At 66.1% G+C, this 16,018-nt stretch carries 14 protein-coding genes and 1 riboswitch; of the genes, 12 read left to right on the forward strand and 2 right to left on the reverse strand.

Annotated elements, in window-relative coordinates:
• Nucleotides 1-20: 20 nt before the first annotated feature.
• Nucleotides 21-115: riboswitch (TPP riboswitch) on the forward strand.
• From thiD to B447_RS03175, 11 genes are all read left to right on the forward strand, one after another.
• On the forward strand, nucleotides 108-995 hold the full coding sequence (gene thiD, locus B447_RS03125) for a bifunctional hydroxymethylpyrimidine kinase/phosphomethylpyrimidine kinase (RefSeq protein WP_002932729.1): 888 nt from the start codon (nucleotides 108-110) through the stop codon (nucleotides 993-995). (Overlaps the previous riboswitch by 8 nt.)
• An 83-nt stretch (nucleotides 996-1,078) precedes the next feature.
• On the forward strand, nucleotides 1,079-2,995 hold the full coding sequence (gene thiC, locus B447_RS03130) for a phosphomethylpyrimidine synthase ThiC (protein ID WP_002925854.1): 1,917 nt from the start codon (nucleotides 1,079-1,081) through the stop codon (nucleotides 2,993-2,995).
• Nucleotides 2,996-3,000: 5 nt separating this feature from the next.
• Nucleotides 3,001-3,204: a sulfur carrier protein ThiS gene (gene thiS, locus B447_RS03135; RefSeq protein WP_002925855.1), complete on the forward strand. Its 204-nt coding sequence runs from the start codon at nucleotides 3,001-3,003 to the stop codon at nucleotides 3,202-3,204.
• A gap of 39 nt (nucleotides 3,205-3,243) precedes the next feature.
• Nucleotides 3,244-4,044 carry a thiazole synthase gene (locus tag B447_RS03140; protein WP_002936355.1) on the forward strand — a complete coding sequence of 267 codons (801 nt, stop codon included), beginning with the start codon at nucleotides 3,244-3,246 and terminating at the stop codon, nucleotides 4,042-4,044.
• A gap of 101 nt (nucleotides 4,045-4,145) precedes the next feature.
• Nucleotides 4,146-5,651: a MocR-like pyridoxine biosynthesis transcription factor PdxR gene (gene pdxR / locus B447_RS03145; protein ID WP_002925857.1), complete on the forward strand. Its 1,506-nt coding sequence runs from the start codon at nucleotides 4,146-4,148 to the stop codon at nucleotides 5,649-5,651.
• A 158-nt stretch (nucleotides 5,652-5,809) separates the two neighbouring features.
• Nucleotides 5,810-6,196, forward strand: coding sequence for a nuclear transport factor 2 family protein (locus B447_RS03150; protein WP_002925858.1), 387 nt, complete (start codon nucleotides 5,810-5,812; stop codon nucleotides 6,194-6,196).
• Nucleotides 6,197-6,232: 36 nt separating this feature from the next.
• On the forward strand, nucleotides 6,233-7,672 hold the full coding sequence (locus B447_RS03155) for an NAD(P)/FAD-dependent oxidoreductase (protein ID WP_002925859.1): 1,440 nt from the start codon (nucleotides 6,233-6,235) through the stop codon (nucleotides 7,670-7,672).
• Between the two features lie 157 nt (nucleotides 7,673-7,829).
• A complete protein-coding gene (locus B447_RS03160) occupies nucleotides 7,830-8,828 on the forward strand; it encodes a TRAP transporter substrate-binding protein (RefSeq protein WP_002925860.1) in 999 nt (332 codons plus the stop codon).
• 190 nt (nucleotides 8,829-9,018) lie between these two features.
• Nucleotides 9,019-9,570 (forward strand): TRAP transporter small permease, encoded by a 552-nt coding sequence (locus tag B447_RS03165; RefSeq protein ID WP_002925861.1) that lies wholly within the window; start codon nucleotides 9,019-9,021, stop codon nucleotides 9,568-9,570.
• 25 nt (nucleotides 9,571-9,595) lie between these two features.
• Nucleotides 9,596-10,936, forward strand: coding sequence for a TRAP transporter large permease (locus B447_RS03170; RefSeq protein ID WP_002925862.1), 1,341 nt, complete (start codon nucleotides 9,596-9,598; stop codon nucleotides 10,934-10,936).
• Between the two features lie 37 nt (nucleotides 10,937-10,973).
• Nucleotides 10,974-11,852, forward strand: coding sequence for a cache domain-containing protein (locus tag B447_RS03175; protein ID WP_002936360.1), 879 nt, complete (start codon nucleotides 10,974-10,976; stop codon nucleotides 11,850-11,852).
• Nucleotides 11,853-11,871: 19 nt separating this feature from the next.
• Here B447_RS03175 and B447_RS03180 read toward each other — a convergent pair whose 3' ends face one another.
• Entirely contained in the window at nucleotides 11,872-13,320 is a 1,449-nt protein-coding gene (locus B447_RS03180) for an aminotransferase-like domain-containing protein (protein WP_002936362.1), read from the reverse strand.
• A 134-nt stretch (nucleotides 13,321-13,454) separates the two neighbouring features.
• On the opposite strand from B447_RS03180, the gene B447_RS03185 reads away from it, so the two are divergent.
• Complete coding sequence (locus tag B447_RS03185; RefSeq protein WP_002925873.1) at nucleotides 13,455-14,057, forward strand: LysE family translocator; 603 nt, start codon at nucleotides 13,455-13,457, stop codon at nucleotides 14,055-14,057.
• Nucleotides 14,058-14,059: 2 nt separating this feature from the next.
• On the opposite strand, the gene ggt is transcribed toward B447_RS03185, so the two are convergent.
• Nucleotides 14,060-15,799 (reverse strand): gamma-glutamyltransferase, encoded by a 1,740-nt coding sequence (ggt, locus tag B447_RS03190; RefSeq protein WP_002936364.1) that lies wholly within the window; start codon nucleotides 15,797-15,799, stop codon nucleotides 14,060-14,062.
• Between the last annotated feature and the right edge of the window lie 219 nt (nucleotides 15,800-16,018).

Genomic DNA, 16,018 nt, shown 5'->3' on the forward strand with positions numbered 1-16,018 from the left:
ACGCATCCAGTATCGTGCGGCGATCTCGTTAGGGGTGCCCGCAGCACGGGGCTGAGAAAGACCCTTTGAACCTGATCCGGCTCATACCGGCGTAGGGAAACGTATCCATGCATACCCGCAACACCCCCTCCGGAGCCAGCGGCGCCGCTTCCGCCATTGTCAATGTCGTCTCGATCGCGGGCGTCGACCCCTCGGGCGGCGCCGGCGTGCTCGCCGATCTCAAGGCCTTCTCGGCACTGGGCGCCTACGGTTGCGGTGTCGTCGCCGCACTGACCGCTCAGAACACTCAGGGGGTGGCTGGCGTACACGTGCCGCCGACCGACTTCCTGCGCCTGCAGATCGACACCCTGTTCGGCGATGTCCAACTTCACGCCACCAAGATCGGCATGCTCGGCAGCGCAGAGGTCACGACCACCGTTGCCGAGCGCCTGGCACACTGGCAGGCAGCCAATGTGGTGCTCGACCCCGTGATGGTCGCCAAGAGCGGCGACAGCCTGCTCGCCCGCAGCGCGATCTCGGCAATGCGCGAGGCGCTCTTCCCACAGGCGTTCATGATCACGCCCAACCTCCCCGAGGCGGGCGTGCTGCTCGAACAGCGCGCGCCGGACACGGTAAAGGAAATGTACCGCGCCGCCGAGCGCCTGCGCGAGTTGCTACCGCTGTCTTCCGAACGCTGGGTAATGCTCAAGGGTGGCCACCTGCCCGGCAACGACCTGGTCGACCTGCTGTTCGACGGCGATCGCATGGTCGAACTGTCGTCGCCGCGCATCGACACCAAGAACACCCACGGCACCGGCTGCACGCTCAGCTCGGCAATCGCGGCGCTGCTGCCGCAAGCCAAGGGGCAGCTGCACCCGGTCGAGGCCGCCGTGCGCCATGCACGCCAGTGGCTGCTCGGTGCCATCGCACATGCGGGCGAACTCGCCGTCGGCAGCGGTCACGGCCCTGTGCATCACTTCCATGCCCTGTGGCGACGCTCGCAGAAGTCACCCTGAAGGCACAGCCCCAGGCCGCCCCGAGGACGAGCGGCATTTGCACACTCACACATAAACAGACCACCCCCCAGGAGACTCAGCCCATGAACGCCACCGAGAAATTCATCGCCGCCACGGCCCATGTGGATGCGGCCGCGATCGCCCCGCTGCCCAACTCGCGCAAGATCTACGTCGAGGGTTCGCGCCCGGACATCCGCGTGCCGATGCGCGAGATCACCCAGAGCGACACCCCGGCCTCCTTCGGCGCCGAACCCAACCCGCCGATCTTCGTCTATGACTGTTCGGGCCCCTACACCGACCCGGCCGCCAAGATCGACATCCGCTCCGGCCTGCCCGCGCTGCGCCAGCCGTGGATCGAGGCGCGCGGCGACACCGAAGTGCTGCCCGGCCTGTCCTCCGAGTACGGCCGCGCCCGCGCCGCCGACACGGCGCTCGACGAGCTGCGCTTTCCCGGCCTGCACCGCGCCCCGCGCCGCGCCAAGCCGGGTGCCAATGTCACCCAGATGCATTACGCCCGGCGCGGCATCATCACCCCCGAGATGGAATACATCGCCATCCGCGAGAACCTGAACCGCGAGCAGTACATCGCCTCGCTGCGCGCCACCGGCCCCAAGGGCCAGAAGATGGCCGACATGATGCTGCGCCAGCACCCGGGCCAGAACTTCGGCGCCAGCCTGCCGCCGGTGATCACCCCCGAGTTCGTGCGCGACGAAGTGGCGCGCGGGCGCGCCATCATCCCCAACAACATCAACCACCCCGAGAGCGAGCCGATGATCATCGGCCGCAACTTCCTCACCAAGATCAACGCCAACATCGGCAACTCGGCGGTCACCTCGTCGATTGCCGAGGAAGTCGACAAGATGACCTGGTCGATCCGCTGGGGCGGCGACACGGTGATGGATCTCTCCACCGGCAAGAACATCCACGAGACGCGCGAGTGGATCATCCGCAACTCGCCCGTGCCGATCGGCACCGTGCCGATCTACCAGGCGCTGGAGAAGGTCAATGGCAAGGCCGAGGAGCTGACCTGGGAGATCTTCCGCGACACCCTGATCGAGCAGGCCGAGCAGGGCGTGGACTACTTCACCATCCACGCCGGCGTGCTCTTGCGCTACGTGCCGCTCACCGCCAACCGCATGACCGGCATCGTGTCGCGCGGCGGCTCGATCATGGCCAAGTGGTGCCTGGCGCATCACAAGGAGAGCTTCCTCTACGAGCACTTCGAGGACATCTGCGAGATCATGAAGGCCTACGACGTGGCCTTCAGCCTGGGCGACGGCCTGCGCCCGGGCTCGATCTACGACGCCAACGACGAGGCCCAGCTGGGCGAACTCAAGACCCTGGGCGAGCTCACCGACATCGCCTGGCGCCACGACGTGCAGGTCATGATCGAGGGCCCCGGCCACGTGCCGCTGCACCTGATCAAGGAGAACATGGACCTGCAGCTCGAGTGGTGCAAGGAGGCGCCCTTCTACACCCTGGGGCCGCTCACCACCGACATCGCCCCGGGCTACGACCACATCACCAGCGGCATCGGCGCGGCCACCATCGGCTGGTACGGCACCGCCATGCTGTGCTACGTGACGCCCAAGGAGCACCTGGGCCTGCCCAACAAGCAGGACGTCAAGGAAGGCATCATCACCTACAAGCTGGCCGCGCACGCCGCCGACCTGGCCAAGGGCCACCCGGGCGCGCAGATCCGCGACAACGCCTTGAGCAAGGCGCGCTTCGAGTTCCGCTGGGAAGACCAGTTCAACCTCGGCCTCGACCCGGACAAGGCCAAGGAATTCCACGACGAGACCCTGCCCAAGGACTCGGCCAAGGTGGCGCACTTCTGCTCGATGTGCGGGCCGCACTTCTGCAGCATGAAGATCACCCAGGACGTGCGCGACTTCGCCGCACAGCAGGGCATCGACGAGGCCGAGGCGCTCAAGAAGGGCATGGAGGTGAAGTCGATCGAGTTCGTCAAGAGCGGTGCCGATCTTTATCGTACGGTGTGACTGAAATGATGAATGTGACCTTCAACGGCAAGACCGAGATCCTGAACCACCGCCTGACCGTTCGCGACATGCTCGAGCGCATGGGCCTGGCCGGCAAGCGCGTTGCCGTCGAGCGCAATGGCACGGTCGTGCCGCGGGCAGAACACGGCGAGGTGCTGCTCCACGACGGCGACCGCATCGAGGTGATCGCTGCCGTCGGCGGCGGCTGACAGCAATTTCTGCAGTTTCGACTGCACCGGGAGACCCTCATGAACGACCCTTTGGTCATCGCTGGCAAGACCTATGATTCGCGCCTGCTCGTGGGCACGGGCAAGTACAAGGACTTTGACGAGACGCGCCTGGCCGTCGAGGCGAGCGGCGCGGAGATCGTCACGGTCGCCATCCGTCGCACCAACATCGGCCAGAGCGTGGGCGAGCCGAGCCTGCTCGACTACCTGCCGCCTTCGCGTTACACGTATCTGCCCAATACGGCCGGCTGCTACACGGCCGACGATGCGGTGCGCACCCTGCGCCTGGCGCGCGAGCTGCTCGATGGCCACGCCCTGGCGAAGCTCGAGGTGCTCGGTGACCCGACCAACCTCTACCCCAACATGCCCGAGACGCTGAAGGCGGCGAAGGAGCTGGTTCGGGATGGCTTCGACGTCATGGTGTATTGTTCGGACGACCCGATTCAGGCGCGCATGCTCGAGGACATCGGCTGCGCCGCAGTGATGCCTCTGGCCTCGATCATCGGTTCGGGCATGGGCATCCTCAATCCGTGGAACCTGCGTCTGATCATCGATAATGCGCGGGTTCCGGTACTGGTCGATGCGGGCGTGGGCACGGCGTCGGACGCGGCGATCGCCATGGAGCTGGGCTGTGACGCGGTGCTGATGAATTCCGCCATCTCGCATGCGCGCAATCCGGTGCTGATGGCCAGTGCGATGAAGAAGGGCGTCCAGGCGGGCCGCGAGGCCTTTCTTGCCGGACGCATGCCACGCAAGCTGTACACAGCGGAGCCCTCGTCTCCCATGCAGGGGATGATCGCTCCGGTTGCGCGGGCGGCCTGAGGTCGGCCGCCGTCGCGTGGAAGGGCTCTCGCGGCGCTTGCGTTCCTTGCACGGTGCAGGAGTGCGGTGCTCGGGGGCGTAGTGAGGGAATGCGAGAGTCGATGAGTGTCAAACCCACAGGGACAATGTGGCAGCAGCTGTTCCAGCGGTCCACGTCCGCCGGGCTGAGTCTGCAGGCACAGATCCGTGAGATGCTGGTGATGGCCATCCTGGATGGCCAGCTTCCGCTCGATGCGCCGCTTCCGTCGAGCCGGGAGCTGGCCGCACAACTGGGCGTCGCGCGCAACACGGTGGTGATCGCTTACCAGCAGCTTGCCGACGAAGGCTATCTGCTGTCGCGCGAGCGCAAGGGGCATTTCGTCAATCCGGAGATGCTCGAGGGGCGTGCTGCGCGTGCTGCTGGCCCGGCGCCGGCCCCCGCCCCTGCACATGCGCCCGACTGGGGGCGGCGTTTCCGCTTTCGTCCATCGGCGCAGCGCAACATCGAGAAGCGCTCGGACTGGCAGCGCTATCCGTACCCGTTCCTCTACGCGCAGTTCGACGCAAGCCTGTTTCCGACCGCGGACTGGCGTGAATGCTGCATGAAGACGCTCGGCGCGCTCGAGATCAGCGAGTGGGCACAGGACATGATCCTGCGTGACGACGAGTCGCTCGTACGGCAGATCCGTACCCGCGTGCTGCCGCGACGCGGCGTGTGGGCCTCGGACGATGAGATCGTCGTCACCGTCGGTGCCCAGCAGGCGCTCTATCTGCTTGCCGACCTGCTGGTCGGTGCCACAACGGCGGTGGGCATCGAGAACCCCGGCTATCCCGACGCCCGCAACATCTTCAGCAGTCGCAGCCCGGACATCATCGACCTTGCGGTCGACGGTGAGGGGCTGGTGCCGAACGAATCGTTGGCGCGCTGCGATTACGTCTATGTCACGCCGAGCTACCAGTGCCCCACCCAGGTCACGATGTCGATGACCAGGCGCGAGACGCTGCTGCGCATGGCCGAGGCGTCCGACTTCGTCCTCATCGAGGACGACTACGACAGCGAGAACCCCTTCGAGGGCGAGCCTGCACCGGCACTCAAGAGCCTCGATCGCCACGACCGGGTGATCTATGTCGGTAGCTTGTCGAAGAGCCTCGCGCCCGGGCTGCGGCTGGGTTACGTGGTCGGGCCGGCGGAGCTCATCCGCGAACTGCGCGGCATGCGGCGCCTCAACTTGCGTCATCCGACCGCCTTCATGCAGCGCGCCTTTGCGCTCTTTCTCTCGCTCGGGCATCACGACGCGCTGCTGCGCAGACTGTCCGCAGCACATCATGAGCGCGCACAGTGCCTGACCGCTGCGCTGTCTCGTCATTTGCCCGAGGTGCGCCATCAGCCGATCACCGGCGGTTCGGCGTGTTGGGTCGAGGGGCCTGACTGGCTCGATGCCGCGGTACTGGCGAGCGCAGCCGAGCGCGAAGGGGTGCTGATCGAACCCGGGAGCGTCTTCTTCAACGCCGACCCGCCGCCGCGCAACTGCTTCCGGCTCGGTTTCTCGTCGATCTCGAAGGACCGCATCGAGCCCGGTATCCGCGTGCTGGGCGAGGTTCTGCGCGCGCTGCGCCCACAGGCCTGAAGAGGGCGTGCGGGCCACGCGGACTGGCCCAAACGATTGTTCCGAACTGGTCCTACGCAGCCGTCTCCGCGATCCCTAATGTGCACCTCAGACGCTGCCGCTGACCCGCTCCGGGGGCGGACAGCGATGACAAGCCAAAGGGACCCATGGAGACGCAGATGACCCAACCCACAGTCGATTTCCTGCAAGCCTTCAGCGATGCGTGGAACCGCCACGACATCGACGCCTTGATGAGCTTCATGGCCGAGGATTGCTCCTTCCACGCCGTTGCCGGCCCCGATCTTCTCGGCCGCAGCTTTGTCGGTCGCGAGGCTGTGCGCCAGGGCTTCGAGCTTGCCTGGCAGACCTTCCCCGATGCCGCCTGGCTCGACCCCGACCACTTCGTCGTGGGCAACCGCGGCGTCACCGAATCGACGTTCTCGGGCACGAAGGCCGACGGCACGCGCATCGAGGCGCGCATGGTCGATGTGTTCACCTTCCACAACGGCAAGATTGCGGTCAAGAACGCCTACCGCAAGGACCGTCCGCCGGTCGTCGGCGCCTGATCCGGCCGTACGGCTTCACCGACGAGGATTCCGGACATGGATGCAGCAAGCCTCAAGCAGCTGGCCGCCAGCGGCAAGCCAACGCCCGCGGCGCGGCCTTATGACCCGGCCTACGATCCGCTGGTATCGGCCACACCGGGCCACGGTCGCGAATACGCGCCCACCTATTGGATCGGCACTGCCGGCGAGCCGCCGGAAGACGATGGCCCGATCACCCATGACATCGACGTCGATGTGGCCATCATCGGCTCCGGCTTCACGGGGCTCACCACGGCGATCTTCCTGGCCCAGGAGTACGGCATCAAGGCAACCGTGCTCGAAGCCAACCGTACCGCCTGGGGGTGCAGCGTGCGCAACGGCGGACAGGCGCAGTGCGCCTCGGGCCGCCTCAAGCGCTCGCAGTGGATCGAGCGCTGGGGCCTGGAGACCGCGCTCAAGATGCACCGCGAATGCGTCGACGGCATGGAAAACTTCAAGGCGCTGATCAAGGACATCGACTGCGACCCGCAGCCCGGTGGGCACCTCTACATCGCCCACCGCGACAAGGTCATGCCCACGCTGGAGAAGGAAGCGCGACTCCTGCGCGAAACCTTCAAGTACGACGCCCGCATCCTGGACGCGGAGACGGTCAGGCGCGAGTACGTCGACGACAAGGAAGCCTGTGGCGCCATGCACGAGCCCGAAGGCATCGGCATCCATGCCGGCAAGCTCGCCTTCGGCTACCTCAAGAAGGCGCGTGCTCTGGGGGCGACGGTACACCCCGCCAGCCCGGTCCAGGGTTGGGAGACGCGCAACGGTGTGCACTACCTGCGCACACCGGGTGGCGTGGTACGGGCTCGCGCGGTGGGCGTCGCCACCGGTGGCTACACGTCGAACAGCCTGCACCCCGAGCTCAGGAATCGCCTGCTGCCGATCCTGTCGAATTCCATCGTAACGCGGCCACTGACCGAAGCGGAGATCGACGCCTGCAACTTCCGTACGACGCAGGTCATCACCGATACCCGCGTACTGCGCCACTACTACCGGCTGATGCCCGACAACCGGGTGCAGATCGGTAGCCGCAGTGCCATCACCGGGCGTGATGCGCCGCAGCAGAAGTACGAGAACTTCCTGATCCGCGACCTGCATCGCAAGTTTCCCGCGCTGGAAGGCATCCAGATCGACTACTCGTGGTGGGGCTGGGTGGATGTGAGCCACGACATGATGCCGCGCATCTACCAGCCGGACCCGGCGCAGACCATCTACTACGCGCTGGGCTACGGCGGCAACGGGGTCATGTACTCGGCCCAGGCCGGGCGCCGCCTGGCGCAGTGGATCGCGGGCGAGGGCAGGACGCTGGATCTGCCGATCTTCACTTCGAAACTGCCGTTCCCGAATGTGCGTGAGATGGTCGAGTCGCAGGCTTTCGCACCCTTCCGCCGGTTTGGCCAATGGTGGCTGTATCGCTGGTACCACCTCAAGGACGAGGTGCTCTGAAACTGGCGTACGGCCTTGATCGTATCGAACAAGCAAGGAGGACGAAGGCCCCGGAATGACACCCCGTCCAGCGGACGGGTGGTGCACCATGCAGCAAACCGCAGTACCCGCAGCAGCCAGACCTACAAGACCACCCCTAGTGATCGAGGAGACAACCATGAAGATCCGTAAATCCGTACTGATGCCGATGCTCGCCGCCGCCAGCCTGATGCTGAGCGCACCCGGCGCCATCGCGGCCACCTTCAAGATGGCGATCGGTGATGCTGCCGGCGGTACCCAATGGGAGCTCGCCACCAGCTTTGCCAAGAGTTTCAGCGACAAGACCGGCGGCAAGCACAAGGTCGATCTGTTCCCCAACGGCCAGCTCGGCGACGAGCAGGATACGGTGAACAACGCGGCGATGGGGCTGCTGGACTTCTCCGTTCTCGCCATCAACAACGTAACGCCCTTCTCGCCGACCGTCGGCGTACTGACCCTGCCCTACGTCATCCAGAGCGCGGAAGACGCCAAGACGCTGACTCAGGGAGCGGTGGGCCAGGAGCTGGTGGACAACACCATTCGCGACGCCGGCGTACGCATCGTGGGCTGGGCTTATTCGGGCTTTCGCGTACTGACCAACTCCAAGCGCCCGGTGACGACGCTCGCCGACCTCAAGGGCTTGGTGATCCGGGTGCCGAAGAACGAGATCATGATCTCGACCTATCAGTCCTGGGGGATCAACCCGACGCCGATGTCGTGGTCCGAGACCTTCACCGCCCTGCAGCAACGTGTGGTGGATGGCCAGGACAACCCCTACATCACCATCTCGGCGATGAAGTTCAACGAAGTCCAGAAGTACATCACCAACATCCGCTACATCTTCTCGCTCGAGCCGCTGATCATGAGCGAGCAGGTTTTCCAGGCGCAGAAACCGGACGTGCAGCAGGCTATCCTTGAAGCGGGTCGTGAAGCGACCGAACACAGCTTCAAGTACCTGTTGGAGACCGAGGAGCAGATTCGCGCCGACCTGGCCGCCAAGGGCATGGAGATCGTCGATCCTGCCGACGGCGAGAAGGAGTGGATCGAGAAGGCCACGACTGCCGTGTGGCCGAAGTTCCACAAGAGCATCGGCGGCAAGGACAAGCTCGACGCCGTCCTCAAGGCACTGGGCCGCTGATGTAATCCCCTGCCACGGCCCTTGCGATTGCGCGGCACCCCGCCGCAATCTTTCGCAAGGGCCGAGACAGGGGCGCCCGAAGCACTTCTCTACCCCAACGCGTCGTTCGCGCTGCCGGCGCAGCGCCCCGCCCGGTGCAGGCGCCCACGGCCGCCTCGGACGCGTTACGCCTCAGCCAGGGAGAGCCGCCATGTCCGTCAAACGGGCCATCCTGAAGTTTCTTTCCAATGCGGAAGAGTACCTGTGCGAGACGCTGCTTGCGTTGTTCGTAGTGCTCCTGTTCGTCCAGATCCTGTTGCGCCAGTTCTTTCACTACTCGATCCCGTGGGGTGAGGAGGTGGCGACCTACATGTTCGTGTGGTTTGCCTATCTGGGCGCCGTCGTGGCCGCGAAGATGTCGGCGCACAACCGCGTGTCGTTCCACTTCCGCTTCTTTCCGCCCATCGTCAAGAAGGTCAGCGAGACCGTTGCCGACCTGCTCTGGGTGGGGTTCAACCTCTACTTCGTGTGGCTGAGCTACGACTTCGTCTTCAACCGCATGAACATGTTCTGGAAGTCGCAGACGACCGGCATTCCGATGAAGTACTTCTACATGATCCTGCCGATCGCATTCCTGCTGATGTCGATCCGCATCCTCTGGAACAACTACCTGAAGCTCTTCAGGGGTGTCGACCTGCTCGATCCCGAAGCAGAGGAGATCGAGAAGATCAAGCGCACGGCTGCGGCCGCCCCGAAGGCCTGAGGCGCGGGGGCCTGGAGATACAGCAATGGAAGAATATCTGGTACTGATCCTGTTCGGCGGCTTCTTCGCCCTGCTCCTGCTGGGCGCACCGATCACCGTGTCGCTTGCCGGCTCGGCGATGCTCGCCTTCCTGGTGCTCGAGAAGAATCCGATCGCCTTCGTACAGATTGCGTTTACGTCGGTCGGCAGCTTCCCGCTCATGGCGCTGCCTGCGTTCGTGCTGGCCGGGGCGCTGATGGAGGCGGCGGGCATTTCAAAGCGCCTGGTAGATGTCGCCGAGACCATGGCCGGGCCGATCACCGGCGGCCTGGGGGCCGCAACGGTGCTGGCCTGCCTGTTCTTTGGCGCGATCTCGGGGTCGGGGCCCGCCACCACGGCGGCCGTCGGCATGCTGATGATCCCGGCGATGGCCAAGCGCCACTACGAGAAGAGCTATGCTTCTGCAGTGACGGCTTCGGCCGGCGGCCTGGGCATCATCATCCCGCCCTCGATTCCGATGGTCATCTTCGGCATCTCCGCGCTCGGAATGGCACCGCCTGCCGAGGCGATCGCGAAGTTCGGCCAGTTCGACTCCGTATCCATCCCCAAGCTGTTCGTGGCCGGCGTCGTGCCCGGCCTGGTGATGGCCAGCAGCCTGCTTGTCATCAACTACCTGATCTCGAAGAAGCGCGGCTATCGGGGGCTCACCGAGAACTGGTCGGTCGGCGACATCGGTGCGGCGTTGCGCCGCGGCGTGTGGTCGCTGCTCGCGCCGGTGATCATCCTTGGCGGCATCTACACCGGCATGTTCACGCCGACCGAGTCGGCCATCGTGGCGATCTTCTACACCTTGTTCGTGGGCATCTTCCTGCACCGCGAACTGAAGTTCGCCGCGCTGCTGAACTCGCTGCGCACCACGACCTGGATCACGGGCCGCGTGCTGCTGATCCTGTTCGCCGCCACGGTGTTTGGCCGCCTGCTGGTCGAGCAGCAGATCCCGGCAACGGTCGCGGCATCGCTGCTCAGCCTGACCGACAACATGTACCTGATCTGGACGATCCTGATCGTGTTCCTGCTCTTCATCGGCATGTTCATGGAGACGCTGGCGGCCATCATGATCCTGGTGCCGGTACTGCTGCCGGTGATGTACATGCTCGGCGCCGATCCCACCCATGTCGGCATCGTCCTCATCTGCGCGCTGTCGGTCGGCTTCATGACGCCGCCGCTGGGCGAGAACCTGTTCGTTGCCTCGGGTATCGGTGGCTCGACGGTGGAGGAGATCGTTGCCCGCATCCATCCGTTCGTCATCGCGTCTGTGGTGGCGCTGTTCGTGATCGCCTTCTTCCCCGCGCTCTCCCTGTGGCTACCCAAGATGGTCGGCTACTGAGCGCGACCTCATCCTCATGCGTTTCAGGAGATCCCTCATGAAAACCTTCGTCATCTTCCTGGGCGGTCTTGCGATTGGCGCGACGCTTGTCTTCGGCAGCCTGCCTCAATCCGCCGCTGCCGCGGAAGAGGAGGGGGCGGTCATCAAGACCGCGCTCGAGATGCGTGCAGAGGCCTTGCTTGCGATCGCCGTAAAGCACATCGAGGACAAGGGCGAGGCCGGCGTGCGCGACTTCGCGCGCCAGTCGGCCTTCGTGGATCGCGATCTGTACGCGTATGCGGTGCGCACCGATGGCGTGTTTCTGGCCAGCGGCGGCTCATCGGCCGCACTCGTCGGCGACAACGTCATCGACTACGCGGACTCGGAAGGCAAGCCATTCTTCCGCGAGATGATCGAGACGGCGCGCAGCGAAGGGCGGGGTCGGATCGAATACCGCTGGTTCAACCCCGCCGACAGTCGTGGCGAGCCGAAGGTGACGCTGTTCCAGCGCGTTGGCGACGTGATCGTGGCGGTCGGCTATTACCCGGCGCGCGCAACGCCGGTGGAGGCCAAGGCGATGCTGCGTGATGCGGTCAAGGCGTTGGCCGCTGACCGCGCAGCGACCCTGGCCGAGTTCCAGCATCTTGGGGGGCGCTTCATCCGCAACGACCTCTACGTGTTCGTCGTCGATCTCGAAAGTGGTCTGTTCCTCGCCCACGGCGCCACACCCGCCCTGGTCGGGACCGATGCAATGCAGCTGCGCGACCCGCGCGGAGAATTGATCGTGCTGCAGATGGCCCAGATCGCTAAGGACGATGGCGCAGGCGAGTACGACTACTTCTGGCGCAATCCCACCACCGGCCGGATCGAAAGCAAGCACACCTTCTTCCGTACCCACAACGGCATGTTGATCGGGGTAGGCAGTTACAACCGCTGAACGCTTGTATGACGGGCACTCAGCGTAGCTGCGCCCGCGCCAGCTCCCCCAGCGTCATCAGCGCGTGCACGTGGCGGTCGCTGAAGGGGTAGCAGCCCGACAGGCGCAGGTGGCGGGTGTAGCGGCCCGAGGGCGAGTACAGCTTGCCGGGCGTCATGCCGATGCCGCGGCGCAGGGCGAGGTCGAACAGGCGGTTGGTGTCGCAGCCCTCGGGCAGCTCCACCCACACCAGGAAGCCGCCGCTGGGCTGGGTGGCGCGCGTGCCGGCGGGAAAGGCGTCGTGGATCAGGCCGCGCAGGCGCTCGGTCTGCGCGGCATAGGTGCGGCGCAGACGGCGGATGTGCTGGGCGTAGCCGCCGCTCTCCAGGAAGCGCCCGATCGCTTCGCCGAGCAGGGCGGGCTGGGCCACCGACGAGCAGAACTTGAGCTCGGCCAGCTCGCGGCTGAAGCGTCCGCCTTCCATCCAGCCCACGCGCATGCCGGGCGCCAGCGTCTTGGTGTAGGACGCGCACACGATGATCCAGCCGTCGCGGTCGAAGGCCTTCGCGGTCGGCTGCAGCGGCGTGCTGAACTGCAGCTCGGCGTAGAGCGCGTCCTCGATCACCGGCACCTTGTAGGTGCGCGCCAGGTTGGCGAGCCGGCGCTTGTTGGCCGGGCTCATGCTGGTGCCCAGCGGGTTGTGCACGGTGGGCATGGTCACCACCACCTTCAATCGTCCTTCCGAAAGCAGCAATTCCAGCGCGTCGAGGGACAGCCCGCCCTCGGGATGGGTGGGGATCTCGATCGCCTTAAGGCCCAGGCGGTCGAGCAGTGGGATCAGGTTGAAATAGGTCGGCGACTCCAGGCCCACCGTGTCGCCTGCCCGGGTGGTGGCGTGCAGCGCCAGCTGCAGGGCTTCCATGCAGCCGTTGGTGAGCAGGATGGCGTCGGGCTGCAGCTGCATGCCGAGCTCGGTGGCGTGGCGGCAGATCTCGCGCCGCAGCAACAGCGGGCCCGGTGGCAGCGAATAGTCGGTGAGCAGCTCGGGGTGGCGGCGGGTGAGGTCGGCGACGATGCGGCCCAGCTTCTCGCCGGGATAGAAGTCGCTGCCCTTGGGGCAGGCGAGCGACAGGTCGATGGTGTCGGGGCGGGTCTGTGCGGCGAGCACGCTGGCGATCCGGCTCAGCACCGTGCTTTCGGCGGCGATCGCCGAGCTCGGCTCGGCGGCGGCGGCCTGCGGGGCGGGCGGTACGGCAAGCTGCGAGCGCACGAAGTAGCCTGATTGCGGACGCGCGTCGACCAGGCCGTTGGCCTCGAGCTGGCGGTAGGCGGCCAGTACCGTGTTGATGCTGATGCCGCGGCTGTTTGCCGCCTCGCGCACCGAAGGCAGGCGGGCGCCAGCGACCAGGCGGCCGTCGCGAATCGCTTCGCGCAACTCTTCGGTCAGCGTCTGATAGAGCGGGGTGGCAATGGCGGCGGGAGGGGGCACAGTAGGTTGGTCCTTTGATGGTTACAGTGCGTTCTTTCTTCGATCTGTAACCACTATAAAACTATTTATCTGGGCCTGTAACCTTAGTGCTGTCGTTCGTATAGTGATCTCCCGAAGCCCCCGAGGAGAACGCCATGATCGACCTGCCGCTGATGACCTACGTCGCCACGATGTCCGTTACCCCGGGACCCAACAACATCATGCTCGCCGCATCGGGGGTCAATTTCGGTTTCCGCCGCACGCTGCCGCACCTGCTTGGCGTCAGCGTCGGCAACAGTGTCCAGGTGCTGATCGTCGCCAGCGGCCTGGCCTGGGTGATGGCCTGGCTCGACGCCCTGCGCCTGCCGCTGGTGGTGGTGGGCTGCACCTATCTGCTATGGCTGGCGCTGCGCCAGGCGCGCGCGGGCCAGCCGGGGCGTGGCGGGCGTGTCGCGCCGCTCGGCTTCGTGGCCGCGGCGCTGTTCCAGTGGGTGAACCCGAAGGCGTGGATGATGGTGCTCAACATCGCCATCCTGTTCCTGCCGCGCGATGCCGACTGGAAAACGGCGGCAGGCCTGGCTCTGGTGTGCATGTCGGTGAACCTGCCCTGCATCACCGTGTGGGCGGTTGCCGGTGCGCGTCTGCGGGCCTGGCTGCAGCAGCCGGCTGCGCTGATGGTCTTCAACTACACGATGGCAGCGCTGCTCGCCGCGACCGCGCTGTGGATCGGCGCGGACGAGGCAAGGACGCTGCTCTAGGCCTAGTGCTTCTGCACGATCGCGCTGCCACCGCCGTGGCGCAGTGGTTCGCTGACTGCGGTGACCGTGCCATCGGCATTGAAGCGGATGCCGTTGGCGGCGCCGATCTGCTCGGTCTCGCGCCACTGGTGACCCATCGCCTCGAGCGCCCTGGCCTGTTCGCTGCCGGGGAACTGCAGCAGCGTCTCGACCAGGGTGGTGTCGCCATTGCGCTGGCTCATGCGCGGGGCGGCGAGCGCATCGGCCAGGCTCATGCCGAGGTCGATGTGGTTGACGATGGTCTGCAGCGCGGTGGTGATGATGGTGGAGCCGCCCGGCGAGCCGATGGTGAAGGCGGGCGCGCCGTCCTTCAATACGATGGTCGGGCTCATGCTCGAGCGCGGGCGCTTGAAGGCCTCTGGGACATTGGGGTGGGGGGCGCTGAAGTCGAAGTCTGTGAGCTCGTTGTTGAGCAGGAAGCCGCGCCCCGGCACGACGATGCCGCTGCCGCCCCAGTCCTCGATGGTGAAGGTGTAGGCGACGATGTTGCCCTCGCGGTCCGACACCGCCAGGTGCGTGGTGTGCATCGACTCCTGTGCCAGCGGCCGCGGCGTCGGGCGCAGCGGCACCGACAGGTCGTTCTGGAAGGCGTAGGGGTCGCCCTGTTCCACCTTGCCGGGCGCCGCCGTGGCGCTGATCAGGCGGGCGCGCTCGCGCGCGTAGTCCTTCGACAACAAGCCTTCGAAGGGCACGTCGGTGAAGGCCTCGTCAGCCACATAGGCATTGCGGTCGGCGAAGGCGAGTCGCGAGGCTTCCAGGTACAGGTGCTCGATCTCGGCGCGCGACTTGCCGCTGAGGTCGAAGCTTTCCATGATGTTCAGGGCCTGGGCGATGGCGATGCCGCCGCTCGAGGGCGTCGGCATGCCGAGGATCTCGTAGCCGCGGTAGCTCGAGCGGATCGGCTGGCGTAGCCGCGCCTCGTAGTCCTTGAGGTCGGCCATCGTCAGGCTGCCGGGGATGACCTCGACGCCCGGGTTGGCGGGCGGGTGGTTCACCGCCGCCACCATGCTGGCGGCGATCGGCCCCTCGTAGAAGGCCTTCACGCCGCCGCGCGCGATGTCGCGGTAGGTCTGCGCCAGCTCGGGGTTGCGATGCAGGCTGCCCACCGGTAGCGCCTTGCCGTCCTGCAGGTAAAGCGCCGATGCGGTGGAGAAGCGCGCGAACTTGGCTTCGTTGGCGGTGTTGATGCGATGGAAGTTGGGCCCGACCTCGAAGCCTTCCTCGGCGACGCGGATCGCCGGCGCCAGCACCTGCTCGAAGCCCATCGTGCCGTAGCGCGTCAGCGCCTCATGCCAGCCACGCACCGTTCCGGGCACGCCCACCGACAGGCCGTTGGGCACGGCGGCCTTCCAGTCCATTGCGCTGCCGTCGGCATTCAGGAACACCCCGGGGTGAAAGCTGGCGGGGGCGACCTCGCGGTGGTCGACGGCGATTACCCGGCGGTCCTTGGCCGAGTAGATGAGCATGAAGCCGCCGCCACCGATGCCGCAGCTGAAGGGGTCGGTGACGCCGAGCGTTGCCGCAGCGGCCACGGCCGCGTCGATCGCATTGCCGCCGGCGTTGAGGATCTCCATCGCCGCCAGGCTGGCGTGGTGGGAGATGGTGGCGACAGCGCCGCCGTGGCCGGTGTCGACCGGCTGCCTGGCCAGGGCGCCGAAGGCGGCCATCATGACCGCGGTGGCGAGAAGGGTACGTGCTCTCATGGTGCGCTCCGTCGTGCTGGGGTTCATGACGTTAGCACTATGTGCCCGGCTTGCCCAAGGCGGGAATACCCTGGCCGCGCATCGGCCCCTCAAAGGCTCGCGACTCGCGTCGCTCCTACAGCCAACCCAGCGCGCGTCGCCCCCCTGTAGGAGCGGCGCCAGCCGCGAGGGGTTGAAGGCGAAGACGATGGGGGCTGCCCGAAGAGCTCGCGGCTTGCG

Source organism: Thauera sp. 27 (genome assembly GCF_000310125.2).
GTDB classification, from domain to species: Bacteria; Pseudomonadota; Gammaproteobacteria; order Burkholderiales; family Rhodocyclaceae; genus Thauera; species Thauera mechernichensis.